This is a genomic window from Terrabacter sp. AAH1, from assembly GCF_054456855.1.
The window spans coordinates 770,349-788,464 of sequence record NZ_JBTJJV010000001.1 but is presented as its reverse complement, the minus strand read 5'-3'; the positions used below and the strand labels follow the sequence as shown (position 1 = coordinate 788,464).

Annotated in this window: 16 protein-coding genes, 1 tRNA gene, 2 pseudogenes and 1 riboswitch; of the genes and pseudogenes, 9 read left to right on the top strand and 10 right to left on the bottom strand. The window is 70.2% G+C overall.

The features are described 5' to 3' along the window. Window positions 1–48: 48 nt before the first annotated feature. Together otsB and ACXR8F_RS03675 are read right to left on the bottom strand one after the other, a co-directional pair. The gene (gene otsB / locus ACXR8F_RS03680) at window positions 49–852 is read right to left on the bottom strand and encodes a trehalose-phosphatase (RefSeq protein ID WP_458798767.1); all 804 of its coding nucleotides are present in this window, start codon (window positions 850–852) and stop codon (window positions 49–51) included. Then, entirely contained in the window at window positions 849–2,384 is a 1,536-nt protein-coding gene (locus ACXR8F_RS03675) for an alpha,alpha-trehalose-phosphate synthase (UDP-forming) (RefSeq protein WP_458798766.1), read from the bottom strand. Before ACXR8F_RS03675 ends, otsB begins: the two co-directional genes overlap by 4 nt. Window positions 2,385–2,590: 206 nt before the next feature. Between ACXR8F_RS03675 and ACXR8F_RS03670 the strand changes: the two genes are divergently transcribed. From ACXR8F_RS03670 to ACXR8F_RS03655, 4 genes are all read left to right on the top strand, one after another. Next, a complete protein-coding gene (locus ACXR8F_RS03670) occupies window positions 2,591–3,022 on the top strand; it encodes a CBS domain-containing protein (RefSeq protein WP_045190907.1) in 432 nt (143 codons plus the stop codon). Window positions 3,023–3,184: 162 nt separating this feature from the next. Then, complete coding sequence (locus tag ACXR8F_RS03665) at window positions 3,185–5,008, top strand: serine/threonine-protein kinase (RefSeq protein WP_458798765.1); 1,824 nt, start codon at window positions 3,185–3,187, stop codon at window positions 5,006–5,008. A gap of 267 nt (window positions 5,009–5,275) precedes the next feature. After that, a riboswitch (cyclic di-AMP (ydaO/yuaA leader) is annotated at window positions 5,276–5,449 on the top strand. Between the two features lie 5 nt (window positions 5,450–5,454). Then, window positions 5,455–6,114, top strand: coding sequence for a transglycosylase family protein (locus ACXR8F_RS03660; protein WP_458798764.1), 660 nt, complete (start codon window positions 5,455–5,457; stop codon window positions 6,112–6,114). 135 nt (window positions 6,115–6,249) lie between these two features. After that, window positions 6,250–6,322: transfer RNA gene (locus ACXR8F_RS03655), tRNA-Thr, on the top strand. A 266-nt stretch (window positions 6,323–6,588) separates the two neighbouring features. On the opposite strand, the gene ACXR8F_RS03650 is transcribed toward ACXR8F_RS03655, so the two are convergent. Continuing rightward, a complete protein-coding gene (locus ACXR8F_RS03650; protein WP_458798836.1) occupies window positions 6,589–6,669 on the bottom strand; it encodes a hypothetical protein in 81 nt (26 codons plus the stop codon). Window positions 6,670–7,090: 421 nt separating this feature from the next. Here ACXR8F_RS03650 and ACXR8F_RS03645 point away from each other — a divergent pair, with 421 nt between their 5' ends. Continuing rightward, on the top strand, window positions 7,091–8,119 hold the full coding sequence (locus tag ACXR8F_RS03645; protein WP_458798763.1) for a serine hydrolase domain-containing protein: 1,029 nt from the start codon (window positions 7,091–7,093) through the stop codon (window positions 8,117–8,119). 61 nt (window positions 8,120–8,180) lie between these two features. Further along, a pseudogene (locus ACXR8F_RS03640) lies at window positions 8,181–9,236 on the top strand (IS3 family transposase). A 127-nt stretch (window positions 9,237–9,363) separates the two neighbouring features. On the opposite strand, the gene ACXR8F_RS03635 reads toward ACXR8F_RS03640, so the two are convergent. Continuing rightward, the gene (locus tag ACXR8F_RS03635) at window positions 9,364–9,546 is read right to left on the bottom strand and encodes a hypothetical protein (RefSeq protein ID WP_045190895.1); all 183 of its coding nucleotides are present in this window, start codon (window positions 9,544–9,546) and stop codon (window positions 9,364–9,366) included. Window positions 9,547–10,171: 625 nt separating this feature from the next. Here ACXR8F_RS03635 and ACXR8F_RS03630 point away from each other — a divergent pair. Then, window positions 10,172–10,543: a hypothetical protein gene (locus tag ACXR8F_RS03630; RefSeq protein ID WP_045190894.1), complete on the top strand. Its 372-nt coding sequence runs from the start codon at window positions 10,172–10,174 to the stop codon at window positions 10,541–10,543. A gap of 91 nt (window positions 10,544–10,634) precedes the next feature. Here the strand turns inward: ACXR8F_RS03630 and treS are convergent, their stop codons facing one another. From treS to ACXR8F_RS03610, 4 genes and pseudogenes are all read right to left on the bottom strand, one after another. Further along, entirely contained in the window at window positions 10,635–12,917 is a 2,283-nt protein-coding gene (treS, locus tag ACXR8F_RS03625; protein WP_458798835.1) for a maltose alpha-D-glucosyltransferase, read from the bottom strand. A 60-nt stretch (window positions 12,918–12,977) separates the two neighbouring features. Beyond that, window positions 12,978–13,115, bottom strand: a complete 138-nt coding sequence (locus ACXR8F_RS03620) for a hypothetical protein (protein WP_458798762.1) — start codon at window positions 13,113–13,115, stop codon at window positions 12,978–12,980. A gap of 32 nt (window positions 13,116–13,147) precedes the next feature. Beyond that, window positions 13,148–13,898 (bottom strand): annotated as a pseudogene (locus ACXR8F_RS03615) (amino acid permease). Between the two features lie 42 nt (window positions 13,899–13,940). Next, window positions 13,941–14,288, bottom strand: coding sequence for a hypothetical protein (locus ACXR8F_RS03610; RefSeq protein WP_458798761.1), 348 nt, complete (start codon window positions 14,286–14,288; stop codon window positions 13,941–13,943). A gap of 335 nt (window positions 14,289–14,623) precedes the next feature. Here ACXR8F_RS03610 and ACXR8F_RS03605 point away from each other — a divergent pair, with 335 nt between their 5' ends. Then, a complete protein-coding gene (locus ACXR8F_RS03605) occupies window positions 14,624–15,445 on the top strand; it encodes a helix-turn-helix transcriptional regulator (RefSeq protein ID WP_458798760.1) in 822 nt (273 codons plus the stop codon). Between the two features lie 44 nt (window positions 15,446–15,489). Here the strand turns inward: ACXR8F_RS03605 and ACXR8F_RS03600 are convergent, their stop codons facing one another. Both ACXR8F_RS03600 and ACXR8F_RS03595 read right to left on the bottom strand, forming a co-directional pair. Next, the gene (locus ACXR8F_RS03600) at window positions 15,490–16,377 is read right to left on the bottom strand and encodes an RNA polymerase sigma-70 factor (RefSeq protein ID WP_458798759.1); all 888 of its coding nucleotides are present in this window, start codon (window positions 16,375–16,377) and stop codon (window positions 15,490–15,492) included. After that, window positions 16,374–16,874, bottom strand: a complete 501-nt coding sequence (locus ACXR8F_RS03595; protein WP_458798758.1) for a carboxymuconolactone decarboxylase family protein — start codon at window positions 16,872–16,874, stop codon at window positions 16,374–16,376. Before ACXR8F_RS03595 ends, ACXR8F_RS03600 begins: the two co-directional genes overlap by 4 nt. A 361-nt stretch (window positions 16,875–17,235) precedes the next feature. Here ACXR8F_RS03595 and ACXR8F_RS03590 point away from each other — a divergent pair, with 361 nt between their 5' ends. Next, window positions 17,236–18,078: a pyruvate, water dikinase regulatory protein gene (locus tag ACXR8F_RS03590; RefSeq protein ID WP_045190889.1), complete on the top strand. Its 843-nt coding sequence runs from the start codon at window positions 17,236–17,238 to the stop codon at window positions 18,076–18,078. The last annotated feature ends 38 nt before the right edge of the window (window positions 18,079–18,116 follow it).

Below are 18,116 nucleotides of genomic sequence, written 5' to 3'. Positions count from 1 at the left end.
GCATACGCCCAGGCCCACGAAGGCCCTGCGCGGTCCGTGCGGCGACCGTCAGCCGGCGACGTGGGTGGCTGAGGCCAGGCGGCAGAGCTCGGTGAGCAGCTCGGCGGCGGCGGCCTCGTCGGCGACGCGGTAGCGAGCCGCGGTCGAGCCGGTGCCGACCTTGACGGTCACGTCCGCGGGACGGGTCATGCGCATGAAGGCGTCCTCGTCGGTGACGTCGTCGCCGAGATAGACCCGGGCCGTGGCGCCGACATGACGTCCGAGGGCGGTCACGGCAGATCCCTTGTCGGCGTGCGAGACCGACAGCTCGAGCACCGACTTGCCCTTGAGCACCTTGACGCCCGAGTGGTCGAGCGCGACCCGGCGCGCGTCGGCGATGGCCGCGTCGCCGACCTCGCGCGGCAGACCGCGGACGTGGACGACGACGGCCGCCGACTTGTACTCGATGCCGGCCTCGGGGTGCGACTCCTTGACGAGCGCCTCGATGTCGGAACGGAGCTCGGCGAGCGTCACCTCGTCGTCGGGCGTGACGGCGGCGGCCTCCATCGCATCACGCACCGCCTCGCTGGACGACTCCGCGCCGTGGCTGCCGATGAGCACGATCTCCTCGTCGGGCTCGAGTCCCGTCAGGGTGCGCAGGGTCTCGAGGTCACGGCCGGACACGACGGCGACGTGGACGTGGGGGAGGGCTGCGAGGGCGCGCAGGGTGTCCATGGTGCCCGGCAGCGGGGCGGCGTCCATCGGCTCCGCCTCGAAGGGCGCGAGCACGCCGTCGAAGTCGGTGGCCACGAGCAGCGTCGACGCGCCGGCCGCGCGCTCGAGCACCTCGCTGCTCGGCACCTCGGCGCTCATGAGCGCCACCCGGTCTGCGACGAACCGGACTGCCCTGCAGCGCGGGTCTGCTCGTTCGGGGAGGGCATGAGAGGCGGCGTCTCGGTGTGCGCGGTGGAGCGGCCGCGTGGTTCGGGGGTGGGCTGGTCGGGAGCCGCGTCGAGCGCGGCGAGGTAGCGGGCGGCCCAGCGCTGCACGTCGTGGTCGGCCACCCTCCGGCGCAGCGCCTTCATGATGCGCTGCTTGTCCTTGGCGGGCGTGTTGATCGCGCGGAGGATCGTCTGCTTGAGGCCCTCGATGTCGTGGGGGTTGCAGGCGAAGGCCTGGTGCAGCTCGTGCCAGGCACCGGTGAACTCCGAGAGCACGAGGGCCCCGCCGAGGTCGTGTCGGCAGGTGACGTACTCCTTGGCCACGAGGTTCATGCCGTCGCGCAGGGGCGTGACGAGCATGACGTCGGCCGCCTGGAAGAGGGCTGCCATCTCCTCGCGGGGGTAGGAGTGGTGCAGGTAGTGCACCGCCGGGGCGCCGATCTGGCCGAGCTCGCCGTTGATGCGCCCGACCGTCTGCTCGATCTCGTTGCGCAGCTGCCGGTAGGCCTCGACGCGCTCACGGCTCGGGGTCGCGACCTGCACGAGGGTGACGTCGGGGGGCCCCAGACGGCGCTCCGAGAGCAGCTCCTCGTAGGCCTTGAGCCGGTGCCGGATCCCCTTGGTGTAGTCGAGGCGGTCGACCCCGAGCATCAGCACGTCGGGGTTGCCGAGGCTCTCGCGGATCTCTCGGGCCCGGGCCATGACGTCGGGCCGCTTGGCGAGCTCCTCGAGCCCCCGGAAGTCGACGGAGATCGGGATCGCTGCGGCGCGGACGCGACGGTGCTGGCCCTCCACGGTGACGAGGTCACGCTTGGTCGGTGCGCCGAGGAGCTGGCGGCAGGCGCGCACGAAGTTGCGGGCGTCCGCCTGGCGCTGGAAACCGAGGAAGTCGGCGCCGAGCAGCCCCTCGAGCAGCTGGGTGCGCCAGGGCAGCTGCGCGAAGAGCTCGACGGGCGGGAACGGGATGTGGTTGAACCAGCCGATGCGCACGTCGGGGCGCAGCTTGCGCACGAGCGCCGGCACGAGCTGCAGCTGGTAGTCCTGCACCCAGACGCGGGCGCCCTCGGCTGCCACCTCGGCGATGGCATGCGCGAACCGCTCGTTGACGGCGCGGTAGGCGGCCCACCACTCGCGGTGGAACGTCGCCGGCACGATCACGTCGTGGTAGATCGGCCACAGGGTGTCGTTGGAGAAGCCCTCGTAGTAGTCGCGCACCTCCTCGGCCGACAGCGCGACGGGGTGCAGGTGGATGCCGTCCTCGTCGAACGGCTCGGGAGCCTCGCCCGCGTCGCCGGCCCAACCGACCCAGGCGCCGGGCTGGCTGCGCATGACGGACTCCATCGCGGTCACGAGGCCGCCGGGGCTGCGGCGCCATTCGACCTCCCCGGCGTCAGTGACGACCTTGTCGACAGGGAGCCGGTTCGCCGCGATGACGAGATCGAAGGTCGGACTTTCGGACGGCACCCAATCAGCTCCTGCGGTTCGAGGGGGACTCAACCCGGTGCGTACCCTCCCGGGGCAGTCCGGACGACGAGGGCACGGCGATTCGGTCTCACTCTAACGACGGAACGGTGGCGCCCGATGCGGTCCCGCTCTAGGGTCAAGTCAGGGCATCTCTGGCGGTCGTCGCACGACCGCCGAGGGCAACGCGCCGAGGTGAAGGAGTCGCCGTGAAGATTTCCGACGTGCTGCGCAACAAGGGCAGCGAGGTCATCACCATCAAGCCCGACGAGACCGTGGCGACCCTGCTCGCCCTGCTCGACGAGCACGGTATCGGCGCCGTGGTCGTGAGCACCGATGGTGGGGCTGTCGACGGCATCGTGAGCGAGCGCGACATCGTGCGTCACCTGCACGGCACCGGCCCGAGCATCCTCGACGCACCCGTCTCGCAGATCATGACGAGCGACGTGACCACGGGCCAGGCGAGCGACAACATCGCCGACCTCGCCGGCACGATGACCGAGATGCGGGTGCGCCACGTGCCCATCGTCGACGCCGACGGCCGCCTCGCGGCGATCGTCAGCATCGGCGACATCGTCAAGCACCGCCTGTCCGAGCTGCAGTCCGAGCGCGACCAGCTGCGCGACTACATCACGAGCTGACACAGGGGCGCCGACCAGCCGACGCGCCGACGAGATGCCACGCTGACGCAGGCCGCCTCAGCGGGCGGCAGGCCTGCCACGACAGGCCGGACGAACCAGGACAACCGCGGCACGCTGTCGCGGGGTTCCGGCGTGCACGGGTTGGTCGCATACCGTAGGGGCATGACTGCGTACGACCGGACCGAGCGGGTTCCCAGCCCGCGCGCCGGCGCACGCACCGGCGGTGTGCCCGTGGGCGCACCCGGCGGCCCGGGAACCGCCCCGCGCATCGGGCGCTACCGCCTCATCGAGGAGATCGGCGAGGGCGGCATGGGTGTGGTCCACCTCGCCCTCGACCCGCGCGGTCGCGCGGTCGCCATCAAGGTCCTGCGGGCCCACGTCGCGCACGACGCCGACGCCCGCCAGCGGCTCGCCCGCGAGGTCGAGACGCTCTCGCGCATCCGCGACGCCCGCGTCGCCACCGTCATCGACGCCGACGTCATGGCCCCGCGTCCCTACATCGTCACCCGCTACGTGCCCGGTCCCGCCCTCGACGAGGTCGTGGAGGACCACGGGCCCATGGAACCGGCGCAGCTGGTGCGCGTCGCGCGCGGCATCGCCGAGGCGGTCCGGTCCATCCACGCGTGCGGTGTCGTGCACCGCGACATCAAGCCGGGCAACGTCCTCATCGAGGACGGCGAGCCGGTGCTCATCGACTTCGGCATCGCCCACCTGCAGGACGACGTGCGCCACACGGTGGGCGGCCTGGTCATGGGCACGCCCGGCTACCTGTCGCCCGAGCTCGTCGAGGGGGCCGCGATCACCGACGCCACCGACTGGTGGGGCTGGGCCGCCACGATCACGTATGCCGCGTCGGGGCGCCCGCCGTTCGGCCGCGCCCGCATGGACGCCGTGCTCGCACGCGTCCGCGCGGGTGACGTCGATCTCGAGGGCGTCGACCCGCGCCTGGTCCCGCTGCTGCGCGCGTCCCTCTCGCCCGACCCGTCGCGCCGACCCCACGCCGACGAGGTGCTCGCAGCCCTCGAGCTGTACGCCGCCGGACGCGCCGCGACCGTGCCGACGCCGAGCGGTGGGGTCTGGGACACCGGCCGAGCCGGTGCCCCACCGTCGGGGCCGGGGGACACCCAGGTCGTCGAAGGGCACAGCACCGCCGTCATGCCACCGGTCGGCGCGACGGCCGTCCAGCCCGCAGCCGACCCTGCGCGGTGGGCACCACCCCCGAGCGGGGTGCCGGCGGCGGCACCCGGGCAGGCGGCATACGCAGGCAGGTGGGACGACGAGCCCGACGGCGACTGGGGCGGCGCGGAGGTCTACGACGAGCGACACGGCGCCTCCGACTACTGGCCCGAGGACGAGTGGGACGGCGACGACGAGGTCGTCGAGCGCGAGGGAGACCCTCGCATCGGGCTGCCGATGCGTAGCGGGCTGCTCGCGGCCGTCGCGGTCGCCTGGACGGGGGCACTCATGGCCTGGCCGGGCGCAGCGCTCGTCGCGCTCGTCGTGCTCTCGGCGCTCGCCCGCGCCACCGACCGCTCGGTGACGGCACTCGTGCTGCGCCGCTACGACTACGGCCGCAGGCGCAGCGACGTGCCCTTCGCGGTCGTCTCGAGCCCCTGGCACCTCGTCGTCGGCACCGTGGCGACGGCCGTCGGTCTCCTGCTCCCCGTCGCGGTCGCACTGGCCAGCATCTACGCGGTCGCGTTGCTGCTCGCCGGCACGCAGGGCACCGAGCTCGGGCCGGGCGCGCCGCTCACGCTGGCCGTCGGCGGCGCCGTCGGTCTGCTCGTGCTCTGGTGGGGGCCCGGAGGGGCGTCGCTGCGTCGCGGGTCGCGCTCGATGGCGCGCCGGATCGTGCCCGCCGGCATCGCCAACCAGGCGGTCACCCTGGTGCTCGCCGTCGCCGGCGTCGTCGTCGCGCTCGTCGCGCTGCAGGCCGGTGAGAGCCTCACCTGGGCACCCTTCGGGAGCAACCCGCTCGGCCGCTGACGGTAGCGACCTCGGCCTCCAGATCTCGCTCGTATCGCGAAAAGATCACGAAACTATCTCGGGTTGCCTTGTGCGGCGCTGCAGGCGTCACGTACCGTCTGTGCTCGGCGGCTCCCACCCTCACGGGAACAAGGGCGATCCATGCGAAGACCTCGTGCCGCTTTCCTGGCGTCCGGCTCCACACGAACGCTCCACAACTTCACATGGACACCCATCAAGAGAACCGTTCCCTGCGTGCGCCGAGCCTCGCCAGCCAGGGATGCAGCCCACACCCGTGGGCCGGGCGAGGACGGGGGACCCAGTGTGGCCAGTGAGTGCATGTGTGTTCGAGCGCATGACAAGAGGACGAGATCTGGCCTTGGGGTGAGGTCGCGCGAGCGACGGGGCACCTGACGCCCTAACCCGACAGCTAACCCCGCAGGCGCGCGTCAGGAAGGAACAACCTCATGCAGTACCTTTCCAAGCACGCTGCCGCCAAGAAGATCTCGGTCAAGCAGCGCATCGCAGGAGTCGGGATCGCCGGAGCCGCCACCATCGTCGGCGGCATCACGACCGCGGGGTCGGCCAAGGCCGCCTCCGTCTGGGACCGCGTCGCCGCGTGCGAGTCCGGCGGCAACTGGTCTATCAACACGGGCAACGGCTTCTACGGAGGCCTCCAGTTCGTGCAGAGCACGTGGGCCGGCTACGGTGGCCGCGCCTACGCCCCGCGCGCCGACCTCGCGACCAAGGCCGAGCAGATCGCCGTCGCGCGGCGCGTGCTCGCGTCGCAGGGCCCGGGTGCCTGGCCCGTGTGCTCGAAGCGCGCCGGTCTCACCCGCGCCAACGGTGGCGCCACCTCCGCACCGGTCTCGCGCTCCACGGTGCGCAAGCCGGTCGCGGCGAAGAAGCCGGTCGTCAAGAAGGTCGTCAAGAAGAAGTCCTACGCCAAGCCCGCCGTGTCGACCGGCAAGGGTGCGCGCATCACCGTGCGCAGCGGGGACACCCTCGGCAAGATCGCCGCGCGCTACCACGTCGCCGGCGGCTGGAAGGCGCTCTGGAAGGCCAACGCCTCCCGCGTCTCCAACCCGAACCTCATCTTCGTGGGGCAGGTCCTGCGACTGCCCTGAGTTGCTGGTAGAACTGAACCGGACGGCCTCGCGCGACCAACCCCTGGGTTGCGCGGGGCCGTCCCCTCTTTTTGGGCGTATGCCGTCCGCCTCGGTTACGCTTTCGCCCGTCCGCGGCGTCTGCGTCGCGGGCGTGCTGGCGTGGCGCAATTGGCAGCGCACCTGTCTTGTAAACAGGTGGTTGGGGGTTCGAGTCCCCCCGCCAGCTCTCTGACCTGCGGAAACGTGGTGCGAGTCGCACTCCGACTTGCGTCACCCACCGCTTTGCCCACCATTTTCGGCCGTGGCGAGGCCACGGAGCGGGTCCACCGACTCCAGCACCGCCGGCACCCGAGGGTCGACGAGGCCGCGGCCCTGCTCAGTCGTCTGGCCAGTGCGAGCCCGAGGCCTGACGGGCGGGATTCGCTAGCTCCCAGTGTCCGCGTAGTCGGGAACGGGCCGAAGGAGACGGTCGACCTCTTCGATGTCGACGCGCTACATCCTCGGCCCGGTGCGGTAGGCCTTGAGCCGGCCCGCTGCGATCCACCGCCGTACTGTCCTCGTGTCAACACCCAAACGGTCAGCCGCAGACTGCAGCGGCTGGGACCGAGCTGCCCCTAGGGCGCGCGACGGACGCCTTTATCGACACCACAACGGGCTGACCAAACCAGGCACGCGAGCGGCGCAGGTGGAGGAGACTCGAAGAGTGCGACTCAGGAACTTCCTGTGCTGGGTCGCGGGCCCTGTGTTCCGCGCGGGGCCCGCCGACGAGGACATGCTCGTCTTTCACCGAACGCGGCACGCAGGAGCAGCCGCAGCCAGTACTGCCGCCGCCTGGCCGGATTCCATTGGGGCGCGATCCGCCGCGCGCGCTCGGGGGCGCCGTGTCGCTGGGGTTGCCGGACTGGTGGTGGGGCTGCTGCTTGTGACTGGCTGTACGGGCGACTCCCTCGCTCCGCACCCTGCGTCCTCCTTGGCGCCGTGTCCCGCAGGAGACGTGCAGCGCCAAGCATTGGAGGCGAGAATCTCCGCCGCCCTCAGGGAGCAGCTGGCCCTGCTGAGCGACTATCAGCTCCGCGAACTGCGGGCCGTGCTGGTCTACGTCTGCGGTGCGCCGGTCCATGAGGAGTACCGAGCCTCGACGCCGGACGACACCCACAACGTGCACTCGGTCACCAAGAGCGTCGTGGGGACCCTGATGGGGATCGCCTTGGCCGACGGTTCCCTGAAAAGCCTCGACCAGACCTTGGGCGAGTTGCTTCCCAAGGAACGAAGCGTGATGAGTCCGGCGGTGGCGCGCATCAAGCTGCGCCAGCTCCTGACCATGACGGCGGGTCTGGACGCCGACCTACCTGACAGCTCGGTCGGGGCGTGGATCCAGAGCGACCACTTCGTCGAGGGCATCCTGCGGCAGGGCGTCATCGGGAAGCCCGGCGTATTCGCCTACTCCTCGGCCAGCTCGCACCTACTGGCGGCGATCCTGGCCAGAGCCACCCACCGCTCCGTGTTGAACTACGCGACCGAGAAGCTGTTCGGGCCACTGGGCATCGAGATGAGCGGCGCCGCGCAGCCGCTCCTGGTCAAGGCCTCGGCCGCGGCCTACGACAAGGCCCAGTTCGCTTGGCCGGTCGACCACCAAGGCATCAACTACGGGGCCTCCTTTCTGAAGCTGCGGGCCCGGGACATGGCCAAGCTGGGGCAGCTCTACCTCGACCAGGGCACGTGGCAGGGCAAACAGATCGTGCCCCAGAGCTGGGTGCAGGAGGCCACCACCGGGCAGGTGGACGTACCGGGAACCCAAGGTGCGGACCGCTATGGGTACCAGTGGTGGGTCACCACCGCCGGCGGCCACCCCGCGTACGCAGCCCTTGGGTTCGGCGGGCAGCTCATCGAAGCGGTCCCGGACAAGGGGCTGGTGGTGGTTTTCGCCACCCACGTGGACACACTCGCCAACGTTGCACAGGGACCTAGTGTGCACTTCTACCAAGACGTGGTGTCCGGCGCGCTGGTGCCAAGTCTGCGGTAATGGGACTGCTGCACGAATAGGTGACATCTGATCTGTGGCGCCACGAGGCGCCGCTGGAAGGATGTGCACCCTCCCCAAGCCCTACCCGAGAGAGTTCCGTGACGACGTCGTGAACGTCGCCGACAGTCGCGAGCCGGGCCAGTCGCTCAAACAGATCGCAGCCGACTTCGGCATCGCCGAGTCCTGCCTTCGCAACTGGATGCGTGACGCCGACGTCGAGGACGGCGTCAAGCTGGGAACCACCGCGACCGAGAATGCTGAGCTGTGCGAGGCCAGGAAACGCATCCGTCTGCTCGAGCAGGAGAACGAGGTGCTTCGACGGGCCGCGGCCTACCTGTCCCAGGCGAACCTGCGGGAAGATGAGGTACCCGCTCGTCCGTGAGCTCGCCGCCGACGAGATCCCCGTCGCGTTGACGTGCCGGGTCCTGAAGATCGCCCGCCAGCCCTACTACCGCTGGCTCGCTGCGCCGGTCACGAAGGCCGAGCGGGCCGAGGCCCACCTGGCCAACGCGCTGTTCGACGCCCACCGGGACGACCCGGAGTTCGGCGACCGGTACCTGGCCGACAAGGCCCGCGACGCCGGCCAGCAGGCCTGCGACCGGACGATGTGGCGGGTCTGCTCGGCCAACGGCTGGTGGAGCGCGTTCGGCAAGAAGCGCGGCAAGGACGGCAAGAAGCCAGGGCCACCGGTCCATGACGACCTCGTCAAACGCGACTTCACCGCCGCCGCGCCCAACCGGCTGTGGCTCGGACATCACCGAGCACCGCACCGGCGAGGGCAAGCTTTACCTCTGCGCGGTCAAGGACGTCTACTCCAACCGGATCGTCGGCTACTCCATCAGCGACCGGATGAAGTCGCGGCTGGCCGTCAACGCCCTCGCCAGCGCGGTTGCCCGCCGCGGGCAGGTCGCCGGCTGCATCCCGCACACCGATCGCGGATCGCAGTTCAGGTCAAGGAGCTCGTCCACGCCCTACACGGCCACGGCATCGTCGGTTCGATGGGCAAGGTCGGGGCAGCCGGTGACAACACCGCCAACGCCGTCAGGACGCTCTGGGCCGATCGACCCCTATCGAGTTCGAGACCATCATGACCACACCTGCCATTCAGGCAGCCTGACCCAACCTGTCACCAGTTCGTGCAGCAGACCCGGGTTCGAGTCCCCCGCCAGCTCTCTGACCTGCGGATACGTGGCGCAGATCAAGCCGCGCGATGGGGCGCAGCAGCAATCCCTCTGCCGGTGCGACTATCCCTCGCCGCCCTGGTCCTCGTCGTCCTCGTCGTCGTGGCGCTCGTTCTCCACGGCCTGCACGAGCAGCCGTGCCCGCTCATCCCGGCCGAGGTCGTCGGCCTCCTCGCGTCCGTGCATGGCCTGCGCCAGAGCCCAGTCGGGCAGTTCGCGGTCAGGGCCCTCAGGTGGCGAGCTCATCGTCGACTCCAGTCCGTCGCGGGAACGACAACGCAACGGCCGGGTTGGCGTCGGGCGACCTCACTTCAGTGTGCACCGACCGTCAAGCCACGAACATGGGTCACCGGGACCCTGAGGTAGGTCGCCACAGGGGACGACGTCACACGCCGACGTTGCTCGACGTCGACGACGGCGCGTGAGGGTCGAACCGAGCAGACGCACCCGCTCGGTGACATGGCGGACTAGCATGGGAACGTCTCGCACACCGGAAAAGTCTCGGGCCGCGGGGGAGTCGAGGTCTGGAGTGTCCGACGACCCACCAACGCCCCGTAGCCGTTCGCTGACGGTTCTGGCCGAGGACCTGCGCCGTGCTCGCCATGAGGTGAGGCAGCTGCGAGGTGTCGCCGTGCCACCACGGTCCTTGGCGTCTGCGCACGAGTCGCTGTTGGTGGCGATGGAGCGATACGCGGCGGAGCTTGCCGCCCTCAGCCTGCCGGTCCCCACGAGGCTGCGTGACGACCTCCGTCTCCAGCGCAGCATCCGGGGCCACCGCCGTGGCTAGGTGGCGCGACGTCCGCCGATCCAGCCCGCACACACCACTACCGGAGGGTCCGACAGCGATGGCACGGATGAGCTTCCCCCGTTGATGCGCCGCCTGGTTGTCGTCAACCTCTTCTCCGGGCCCGGGTGGCGCGACGCGTCGGACATGGTCGGGCATGTACCGACCGGCGATGCCGGGGCGTGGCTCCTGATCCAGCCCGACCTGATCCAGGTCGTGTCCGGTAGCCGCGGCGACGCCCAAGAGCTGCGCGACGAGAGCCAGGGAGGGCCGTTCTTCTACTGCCATGCCTGGCACACGACCGCGGGGCCCGACAGGCCGACGGTGCACACCGTCGCGTCGGGCGACGCAGACCTCTACGAGGAGGTCCTCATGAGCGTCGGCTTCCGGCTCGAAGAGCCCGACGGGATCCAGCTGCAGAAGGACGAGACCGGCGCCTTCTGGGGCTACTACGTCTGAGGTCCTGCCCCCACCCGGCCGGGTCCCTGGCAGTGACCTGCCCGCCCTGCCGCTGGTCTGCGCTGCGGGCGACGTCGCCCGTCGACGGCGCTCACTCGGCCCCAGCGGCGCCCGCGCTGAACGTGAGGAACCGGCCCTGGTGGGCCTCGAGCGAGAGGTCGAGGCCGTGCAGCTCGTCGACCTCGCCGAGCTCTTCGCCGGTGAGCTCGTCGACGACGCTCCACCCGGGCGTGAAGTGGTTGCTCGTGACCCGCACGTCGACCGGGTCGGCGCTGAAGTTGAGCACCGTGGCCTGGCGCAGCACGCCGGGCAGGTCGTCGTGCACCATGACGAGCACTCCCGGGTGGCTGCAGGCGGGCACCTCGATCTGGGTCGCGGTGGCGATGCCCGATGCCTCACGCACCCGCAGGACGTGGGTGAGCCGGGACGCGAACGAGTCGGGGTCGTCGAGCTGGGCCGGGAGCGACCCGTAGAGCGACCGGCCACGCGGCATGCCGGAGGCCGACTGCGCGAGGTCGGGCCGGTAGTCCATCAGGTCGTAGGCCCCGCGGTGGAGCCACCGCGTGTCACCGGTGGCGAGGAGGTGACCGATCTCGTCGCGGTCGACCGTGGTCATTCCCGTGAGGTCCCACCCGGACAATGCGAACACGCCGGGCTGGAGCGCGTTGAACATCGCGAGCAGCAGGTGGGCCTGCCGGATGTTGTCGATGTCGAGCCCGTCGACGACGTCGAGGTCGCGGTAGCCGAGCGCGGCCGCGATGACGGTCGCCGTGGTCGACGCGATCCCGTTGGTCGTGAAGATCGCGTTGTACGGTCCGGCCTCGCCGGTGAGGTGCTCGACCAGCTGGCCCCGCACGTGCGCGGCCAGTGCGGCACCGGTGACCTCGACGCCGTGGAAGGTGAAGAGGTCGTCGTGGTGCAGCGTCTCGAAGTGGACCAGCTCGTAGGTGAGCTCGTCGTGGTTCTGGAGGGCGTGGACGAGTGAGATGGGGTGCACGCCGGACTCGAGCGAGATGTTGAGGGTCAGCCTCAGGAACTCGGTGTCGGCGGTGGCGAGCGCGTGGTGGTAGGCGGGCCGGTTGACGAAGTCGTAGGAGAGGTCGGCACCGGCTTCGGCGGTGACGCGGATGTCGTCGACGGTCAGGTTGAGCTCTTGGAAGCTGAAGCCGCCGACCTTGCGCACCATCGAGCCGATGAGCTGGTTGGCCGCCTCGGAGAGCGGGTGGCCCTCGGACCAGGCGGCCTCGCCCTCGCTCGACTTCTCGACGCCGAGGAAGCCGTTCGCGTCGAGCCGCAGGCCCCCCGAGCCGAGGTCGCCCATCGAGTGGAGGGCGTCGCCGATGACGAGGCGCATGCCGGCGAAGGTCGGGTCGAGCCAGTTGATGGAGGGCTGCCCCTCCTTGAAGTAGTGCAGGTACACCCAGCGGCGCGTGACGCCGTCCTCGCCGACGACCTCGCCGGTCGCGGACCAGTTCGTCTCCTTGACGCCGGGCGCGTAGAAGATGACGCGCTGCAGCCGGCCGATGATGTAGCCGGCCCTCTCCAGGGCCGCCTCCGCCTCGCCGTCGAGGTTGGCCGAGTCGCGCCCGGGGCGCACCTCGGGGAGCAGGTGCCAGTCGGCGGGGTCGATCTCGACCATGTGGAAGATGCCGGGGTAGTCGCCGACGTTCATCTCCGCCAAGCGGAAGTCCGGTCCCTTGCCGGTGTGGCCGGGGACGATGTCGTCGATGATCGTGCCGCCGTGCGACGCCGCGACGTCGCACATCGAGCGGTACTCGTCCTCGGTGCCGAACGCCGCGTCGATCTGCGTCGAGATGCGGTCGAAGTGCCCGTCCACGCTGGGGGTGGGGTCCCAGCCGGAGAGCCCGCCCGCCCGCTTGACGGGGCCCGTGTGCACGGCGCGGATGCCGATCTGCGCGAAGACGTCCCAGAGGTCGGGGTCGGCGAGGGTGCCCAGGAACGACGTGCCGCCCTTGGTCACCATCGAGATGGGGTATGCCGTGAACCACACGGGTGCCGCCTGCACCGCAGCGACGGGGTTGGGTCGCGCGTAGGGGTTCTGCCACATCGACCCCTTGCCGGAGAACTGGGCGGCGATCGCCTTCGCGTCCGCGAGCATCGACTCCCGTCGCAGCCACGCGACGTATGCCGGGTTGGTGCCGACGGGCTCGCCGACGCGCTCGCTCGGCTCGGGGGTGCCCTGCGCGCGCAGGCGGGCCCGCGGTCGCATCCGCAGCGGCTGCGGGCGAGCGGCGAAGAAGTGCTCGGAGTAGCTGATCTCGGTCGGCTCGCGCTCGGCAGGGTCGCGCGGGTCGGACACGGCAGCACCGTGCTCCGAGGGGTCGGTCTCGGTCCTGGCGTCGACGTGCTCCATGTCCGTCATCCAAGCACTTTCGCCGATGGTGGAGGGTAGGCCGACGTGACGGCGGGCGGGTCAGCGGGACTGCGCTGCCTCGCTGTCGTGGGTCGAGCCCAGCGAACGGCGGAACTCCTCGTACGGCTCCAGGTGGTGCGGTCGGCGGCGCACGACGGCCCACCCGATGCCGAGGACCGCGAACCACACCGGCGTCACGAGCAGCGCGTGCAGGGTGTCGGCCCCCTGCGTCAGGGCCCAGAGAGAAACGCGAAGAAGGCGACGACGGCATACACCGTCGGGATGCCGCCCGGCATGCGGACGCTCGAGGCCGCGTGCCGCTCCGGGTGCTTCCGGCGGTAGGCCAAGCAGGACACGAGGATCATCGTCCAGACGAACATGAACAGCAGCCCCGAGATCGTCGTGACGACGGTGAAGGCCTCGATGATCGAGGTGCCGGCGTAGAGCAGGGCGACCCCGCCGAGCAGGAACGCGCCCGAGAAGACCAGGGCGCTCGCGGGCACCTTGCGGCTCGTCAGCCGGCGCACCGCGACGGCACGTCGCTCTCGAGGGCGAGGCCGTAGATCATCCGCGGCGCCGAGTACATGCGGGAGTTCGTGGACGACGCGGCCGAGGTGAGCACGACGAAGTTGACGAGCGACGCGGCCATGCCGAGGCCGGCAAGGCTGAACATGCCGACGAACGGCGACGTGTCGGCCACGATCTGCCGCCACGGCGTGACGGCCATGATGACGACGAGCGCGCCCACGGACAAGAGCATGATCCGGATCGGGATCGGGTTGATCGTCTTGGCAGCGTCCGCTCGGCCTTCTTGGTCTCGGCGGCGGTCGTCCCGACGAGCGCGAGCCCGACGAAGGCGAAGACGGCGATCTGGAAGCCGGGGGCGAAGCCCGTGACGCCGGTCGGGAAGAAGCCGCCGTCCCGGGCCCCGTCAACGTGATCGAGTGCTGAACCGTCTGGTGCTGCGTCTGCGCGCAGCACCAGACGGCTTGCCGTCCGCTCCCCCGACGACTCGGCGCTGTCTCAGTGGTAGAAGACGTTGGAGAAGGTCTTGCCGGAAGCGATCGTGCGGTTGGTGTAGGGGTTCTGCCAGACGAACCACTCGTCCAGTGCCTGGAACTTCTGGGTGCCGGCGGGGTCCGGGATGGAGATCGTCTTCGTGCAGTTCCTCAGCGTGTTGCTCGCAGACCGGCAGTACTGGGCGCTCTTGGTGATCACGGCCGTGCCGTTGCGCTGCCCCGTGAAGTTGTGCTCCATGCCGTACACGTCGAAGGAGCAGTAGGTCTGGAAGCTGATGTTCACGTAGCCCGACGTGTACGACTGGCTGACGGCGACGTCGCCACAACCGGAGCCCCCACCGGGATCCGTCACGGCTCCAGCAGGGCCGACCCCCGCAACCAGCGTGCACACTGCTCCTGCCACCGCGGCGGTGGCCAACCTGCGAAACACCATGTCTGAGCTCTCCTGCCGTTCCTGCGACCAGCGACCTGACGTCGTCCGGTCAATGTGGCGCGAAGATAGCAATGACGCCACTCACAAGACACGGTCACGTGTCCGGGTTGCAGGATCGTGCAACGGCTCTTGCCGAGGCCCTCGACCGTCTGTCACACGCGCACCGTCCGAGCACGCCGGTAGTTTGTCCACGGTAGTGCGGAGGCCAGGACGCAGGCTCCGGCACCGGGGTCGATGTCGCACTTGGGGAGCACGTGAGCGATAGCCAGATGGCGCGGTCAGGAGGAGATCCGGGCCTCGACTCCGCTGTGGAGGAGCTGGCGAGCGTCGTCCGCCACAGCGTGGCAGCGTGGCAGCGGGACAGGGCACCCTCGGGCTTTCGTCGGTTCGGCACCGGGCTGGCGCAGGTCGAGCAGGCCATGGTCGGTCTGGAGGCGTCGGTGCGGGTGAGCGTGTGGAACATGCAGGAGGTGGTGCACTTCGAGCCGGCAAGCACGGTCATGGAGCTGACCGAGCGATCGCGTCGACGTGGGCTGGACACCCAGCTGCTCACCAACCGCCGTTCGCTCGAGCTCTATCCGCTTCTCACCTCGGAGATCCCCGAGGTCCGCTTCGGCCCGGCGCGGACACACTTCCTGCTCATCGACGGGGCAGCAGCCATCGTCCCCGGCCCCATCGACGACTTCGGGGCACCGACCGCCTGGTTCACCACATCCCTGGACGTGGTGCGCAGGGTTACGGATATCTGGGAGCGGACCTGGGCGAACTCCACGCCCGGGCTCGCTCCGGGCGGAGCCCCACCGTTCACACCGCGACAGTGCTACATCGCACGGCGGATGGCTCTCGGGGCCAAGGATGCCGTCGTCGCGCGTGAGCTGGGCGTCTCGGTGCGCACGGTGGCGGGGGACGTCGCGCATCTGATGCGCATCGTGGGTGCGCGGTCGCGCGCCGAGGCGATGCTCATTCTCTTGGGCAGGGCCCGGCCGACTGAGCACAGCCTCGCTTCGGCGCGCTGTGAGACGCGGTCACTCCACGCGCCGACAGCACCCGGTGCGCCGGACGTCATCGAGCCGTGAGCCGCCGCCTCGTCGGTGCTCCGGGAACCGCATCTCCTTCGCACCTACCGGCTGATGGTCACTTCGATGTCGATCTGGCCGAGCTTGGCCGGGTTGCGCACGGCGTAGATGCGGCTGATCCGGCCGTCCTCGACGACGAAGCTGATCGCCGTGTCGTAGCCGTCGTCGGTGCCGACGATTCGCGCACCGGCGGCGCCGTTGAGCAGCACCGGCAGGATCTGCGCCCCCGGTGCGAGCCTGCCGAACGGGCGCAGCAGGTTGGCGACCTTCTTCGCACCGACCACCGGGTTGACGACCGCCTGGACCACGCCGCCGCCGTCGGCCACGAGCACCACGTCGGGGGCGAGGACGTCGAGCAGCGCCTGCAGCTCGCCACCGGTGACGGCCGCGAGGAACCGCTCCACCACCTCCTGCTGCTCGCGACGCCCGACGTCCATCCGCGGCCGGCGTGCCGCGACGTGGTCACGCGCGCGGTGCCCGATCTGACGGACCGCGGCCGCGGACTTGCCGACGGCGTCGGCGATCTCGTCGTAGGGGGTGTCGAACACCTCGCGCAGCACGAAGACCGCCCGCTCGGTGGGCGTCAGCGTCTCGAGCACGGTGAGCATCGCCATGGAGACGCTCTCGGCGAGCTCGGCGTCCTCGGCCAGGTCGGGGGCCGTGAGCAGGGGCTCGGGCAACCAGGCGCCGACGTAGTCCTCGCGCCGACGGGCGTTCGCCCGGAGCCGGTGAAGTGCCTTGCGGGTCACCATCCGCACGAGGAACGCGCGCGGGTGCTCCACGTCTCCTCGCCCGTCGTCGCCGATGGCGTCCCACCGCAGCCACGTCTCCTGCACGATGTCCTCGGCGTCGGCCGCCGACCCGAGCATCTCGTAGGCCACCGTGAAGAGCAGCCCGCGGTTGGCCATGAACGGGTCGTCGTTCTGCGTCACGGCGTCGACCCTACGGCCGGCCGCCCCGCAAGTGGCTTCAGACCGCACGCGGTCGCGAAGCCGTCGGACTCGATGCCGAGAGCGACGTTCGCGCGGGTCGTGAAGTTGGCGAAGGCGACGACGGCCGTGAGCTCGACGACCGCGGCCTCACCGAGCTGGGCGAGCAACGAGGCCACCATCTCGTCCGTCACCGTCGGCTCCGTCCCGGTCATCGCCTCGGCGTACGCCAGCACCTCGCGCTCGAGCGGGGAGAAGGCGTCCGACTCTCGCCACCTCGGGATCTCGTGCGCCTTCGCCAGGTCGAGGTGCTTGTTGTGGGCCTCGAAGTAGTTGAAGTCGAGGCACCAGCTGCAGCCGACCTGCGAGGCGACCGCCATGTGGGCGAAGGACTTCAGCTGCTCGTCGCACGCGTCCCACTTCTGCACCTTGCCGCCGACGGCGGTCATCCCCATGAGCACCTTCTGGTTGTGCCAGTAGACGCCGAGGGAGCTCGGCACGCGCCCAAGTGCCGCGCGTGCGATGCGTTTGAGGACGGCCCCCTTAGGCCGGTGATCGGGGCGGCGGGGATGCGGGTCGAGTCGGTCATGTCGTCCTCCTGCTGTCGGTTCCATCCGGTTTCGACATCCAGACGCCGACGGGCCGCCAGTTGTGACATCCGCCGTGACAGGACTTCGCGCTGGCGGAATCGTCGGACCTCGGGATGGCGTCCACGTGCCCTGGGGGCTGGACCCCACGGGCGCTGCGCGACGGCATACCTGATGGTGGTGGTCTCGACCCATGGAAGTCGGTTGAGTCGTGGGTCACATCGGCGCCTTGCGTGGGACGAGTCGTACGTCACGATGTGCCACAGTTCCTCTCGTGGCCTCATCGACGACGCCCGCGTCCTCGCCCCAGCCGACCCCGGCCTTCTTCCTCGCCGGTGGCACCGGCATCTCTGCGGAGACGCTCGGGAACATGATGCTCCAGCAGTTCCCGTCGGTGAGCTTCACCCGGCGCAAGATCCCGTTCATCACGACGGTCGAGCAGGCGCGCCAGGTCGTCGCCGAGCTCGACGCCGCCATGACCGACACCGTGACGCCGCTCGTCTTCTCCACCGTCTCCGACGAGGAGATCCGTGCCGAGCTGCAGCGGACGCGGTGCGCCTTCATCGACCTCTTCGGGTCGCACCTCGCCACCGTCGAGCACGTCCTGCACGTCAATGCCGTCCACAGCGTCGGGGCGCTCCACGGTGTCGGTGACGTCGGCCGCTACGAGGCCCGCATGAAGGCGGTCGAGTACGCGATGGAGCACGACGACGGCCAGAGCATGCGCAACCTCGAGCAGGCGCAGCTGATCCTCATCGCACCCTCGCGCTGCGGCAAGACGCCGACCTCGATCTACCTCGCGCTGCAACACGGCATCAAGGTCGCGAACTACCCGCTCGTGGAGGAGGACTTCGAGTCGAGCGACCTCCCGCGCCCCGTCCGGCCGTATGCCGCCAAGTGCTTCGGACTGCTGTCTACCGCCGCCCGCCTCAGCCAGGTCCGCGGCGAGCGGCGCCCGGGCTCTCGGTACGCCAGCCTCGCCCAGTGCAGCTACGAGCTGCGCCGCGCCGAGGCGATGTACCGCGCGCACAAGGTGCCCGTCGTCAACTCCTCCGCGATGTCCGTCGAGGAGATCGCCGCCGTCATCATGCAGAGCCGCCGGCTCGGCAACGGCTGACGGCCCCCGAAGAACCACAGACCCACCCGACCACCGAG

What these genes read in the sequence shown, in the direction of transcription:
- otsB (WP_458798767.1), bottom strand. Translation starts at nt 852, where the DNA reads ATGAGCGCCGAGGTGCCGAGCAGCGAGGTGCTCGAGCGCGCGGCCGGC.
- ACXR8F_RS03665 (WP_458798765.1), top strand. Translation starts at nt 3,185, where the DNA reads ATGACTGCGTACGACCGGACCGAGCGGGTTCCCAGCCCGCGCGCCGGC.
- ACXR8F_RS03660 (WP_458798764.1), top strand. Translation starts at nt 5,455, where the DNA reads ATGCAGTACCTTTCCAAGCACGCTGCCGCCAAGAAGATCTCGGTCAAG.
- ACXR8F_RS03635 (WP_045190895.1), bottom strand. Translation starts at nt 9,546, where the DNA reads ATGAGCTCGCCACCTGAGGGCCCTGACCGCGAACTGCCCGACTGGGCT.
- ACXR8F_RS03630 (WP_045190894.1), top strand. Translation starts at nt 10,172, where the DNA reads ATGCGCCGCCTGGTTGTCGTCAACCTCTTCTCCGGGCCCGGGTGGCGC.
- treS (WP_458798835.1), bottom strand. Translation starts at nt 12,917, where the DNA reads ATGGAGCACGTCGACGCCAGGACCGAGACCGACCCCTCGGAGCACGGT.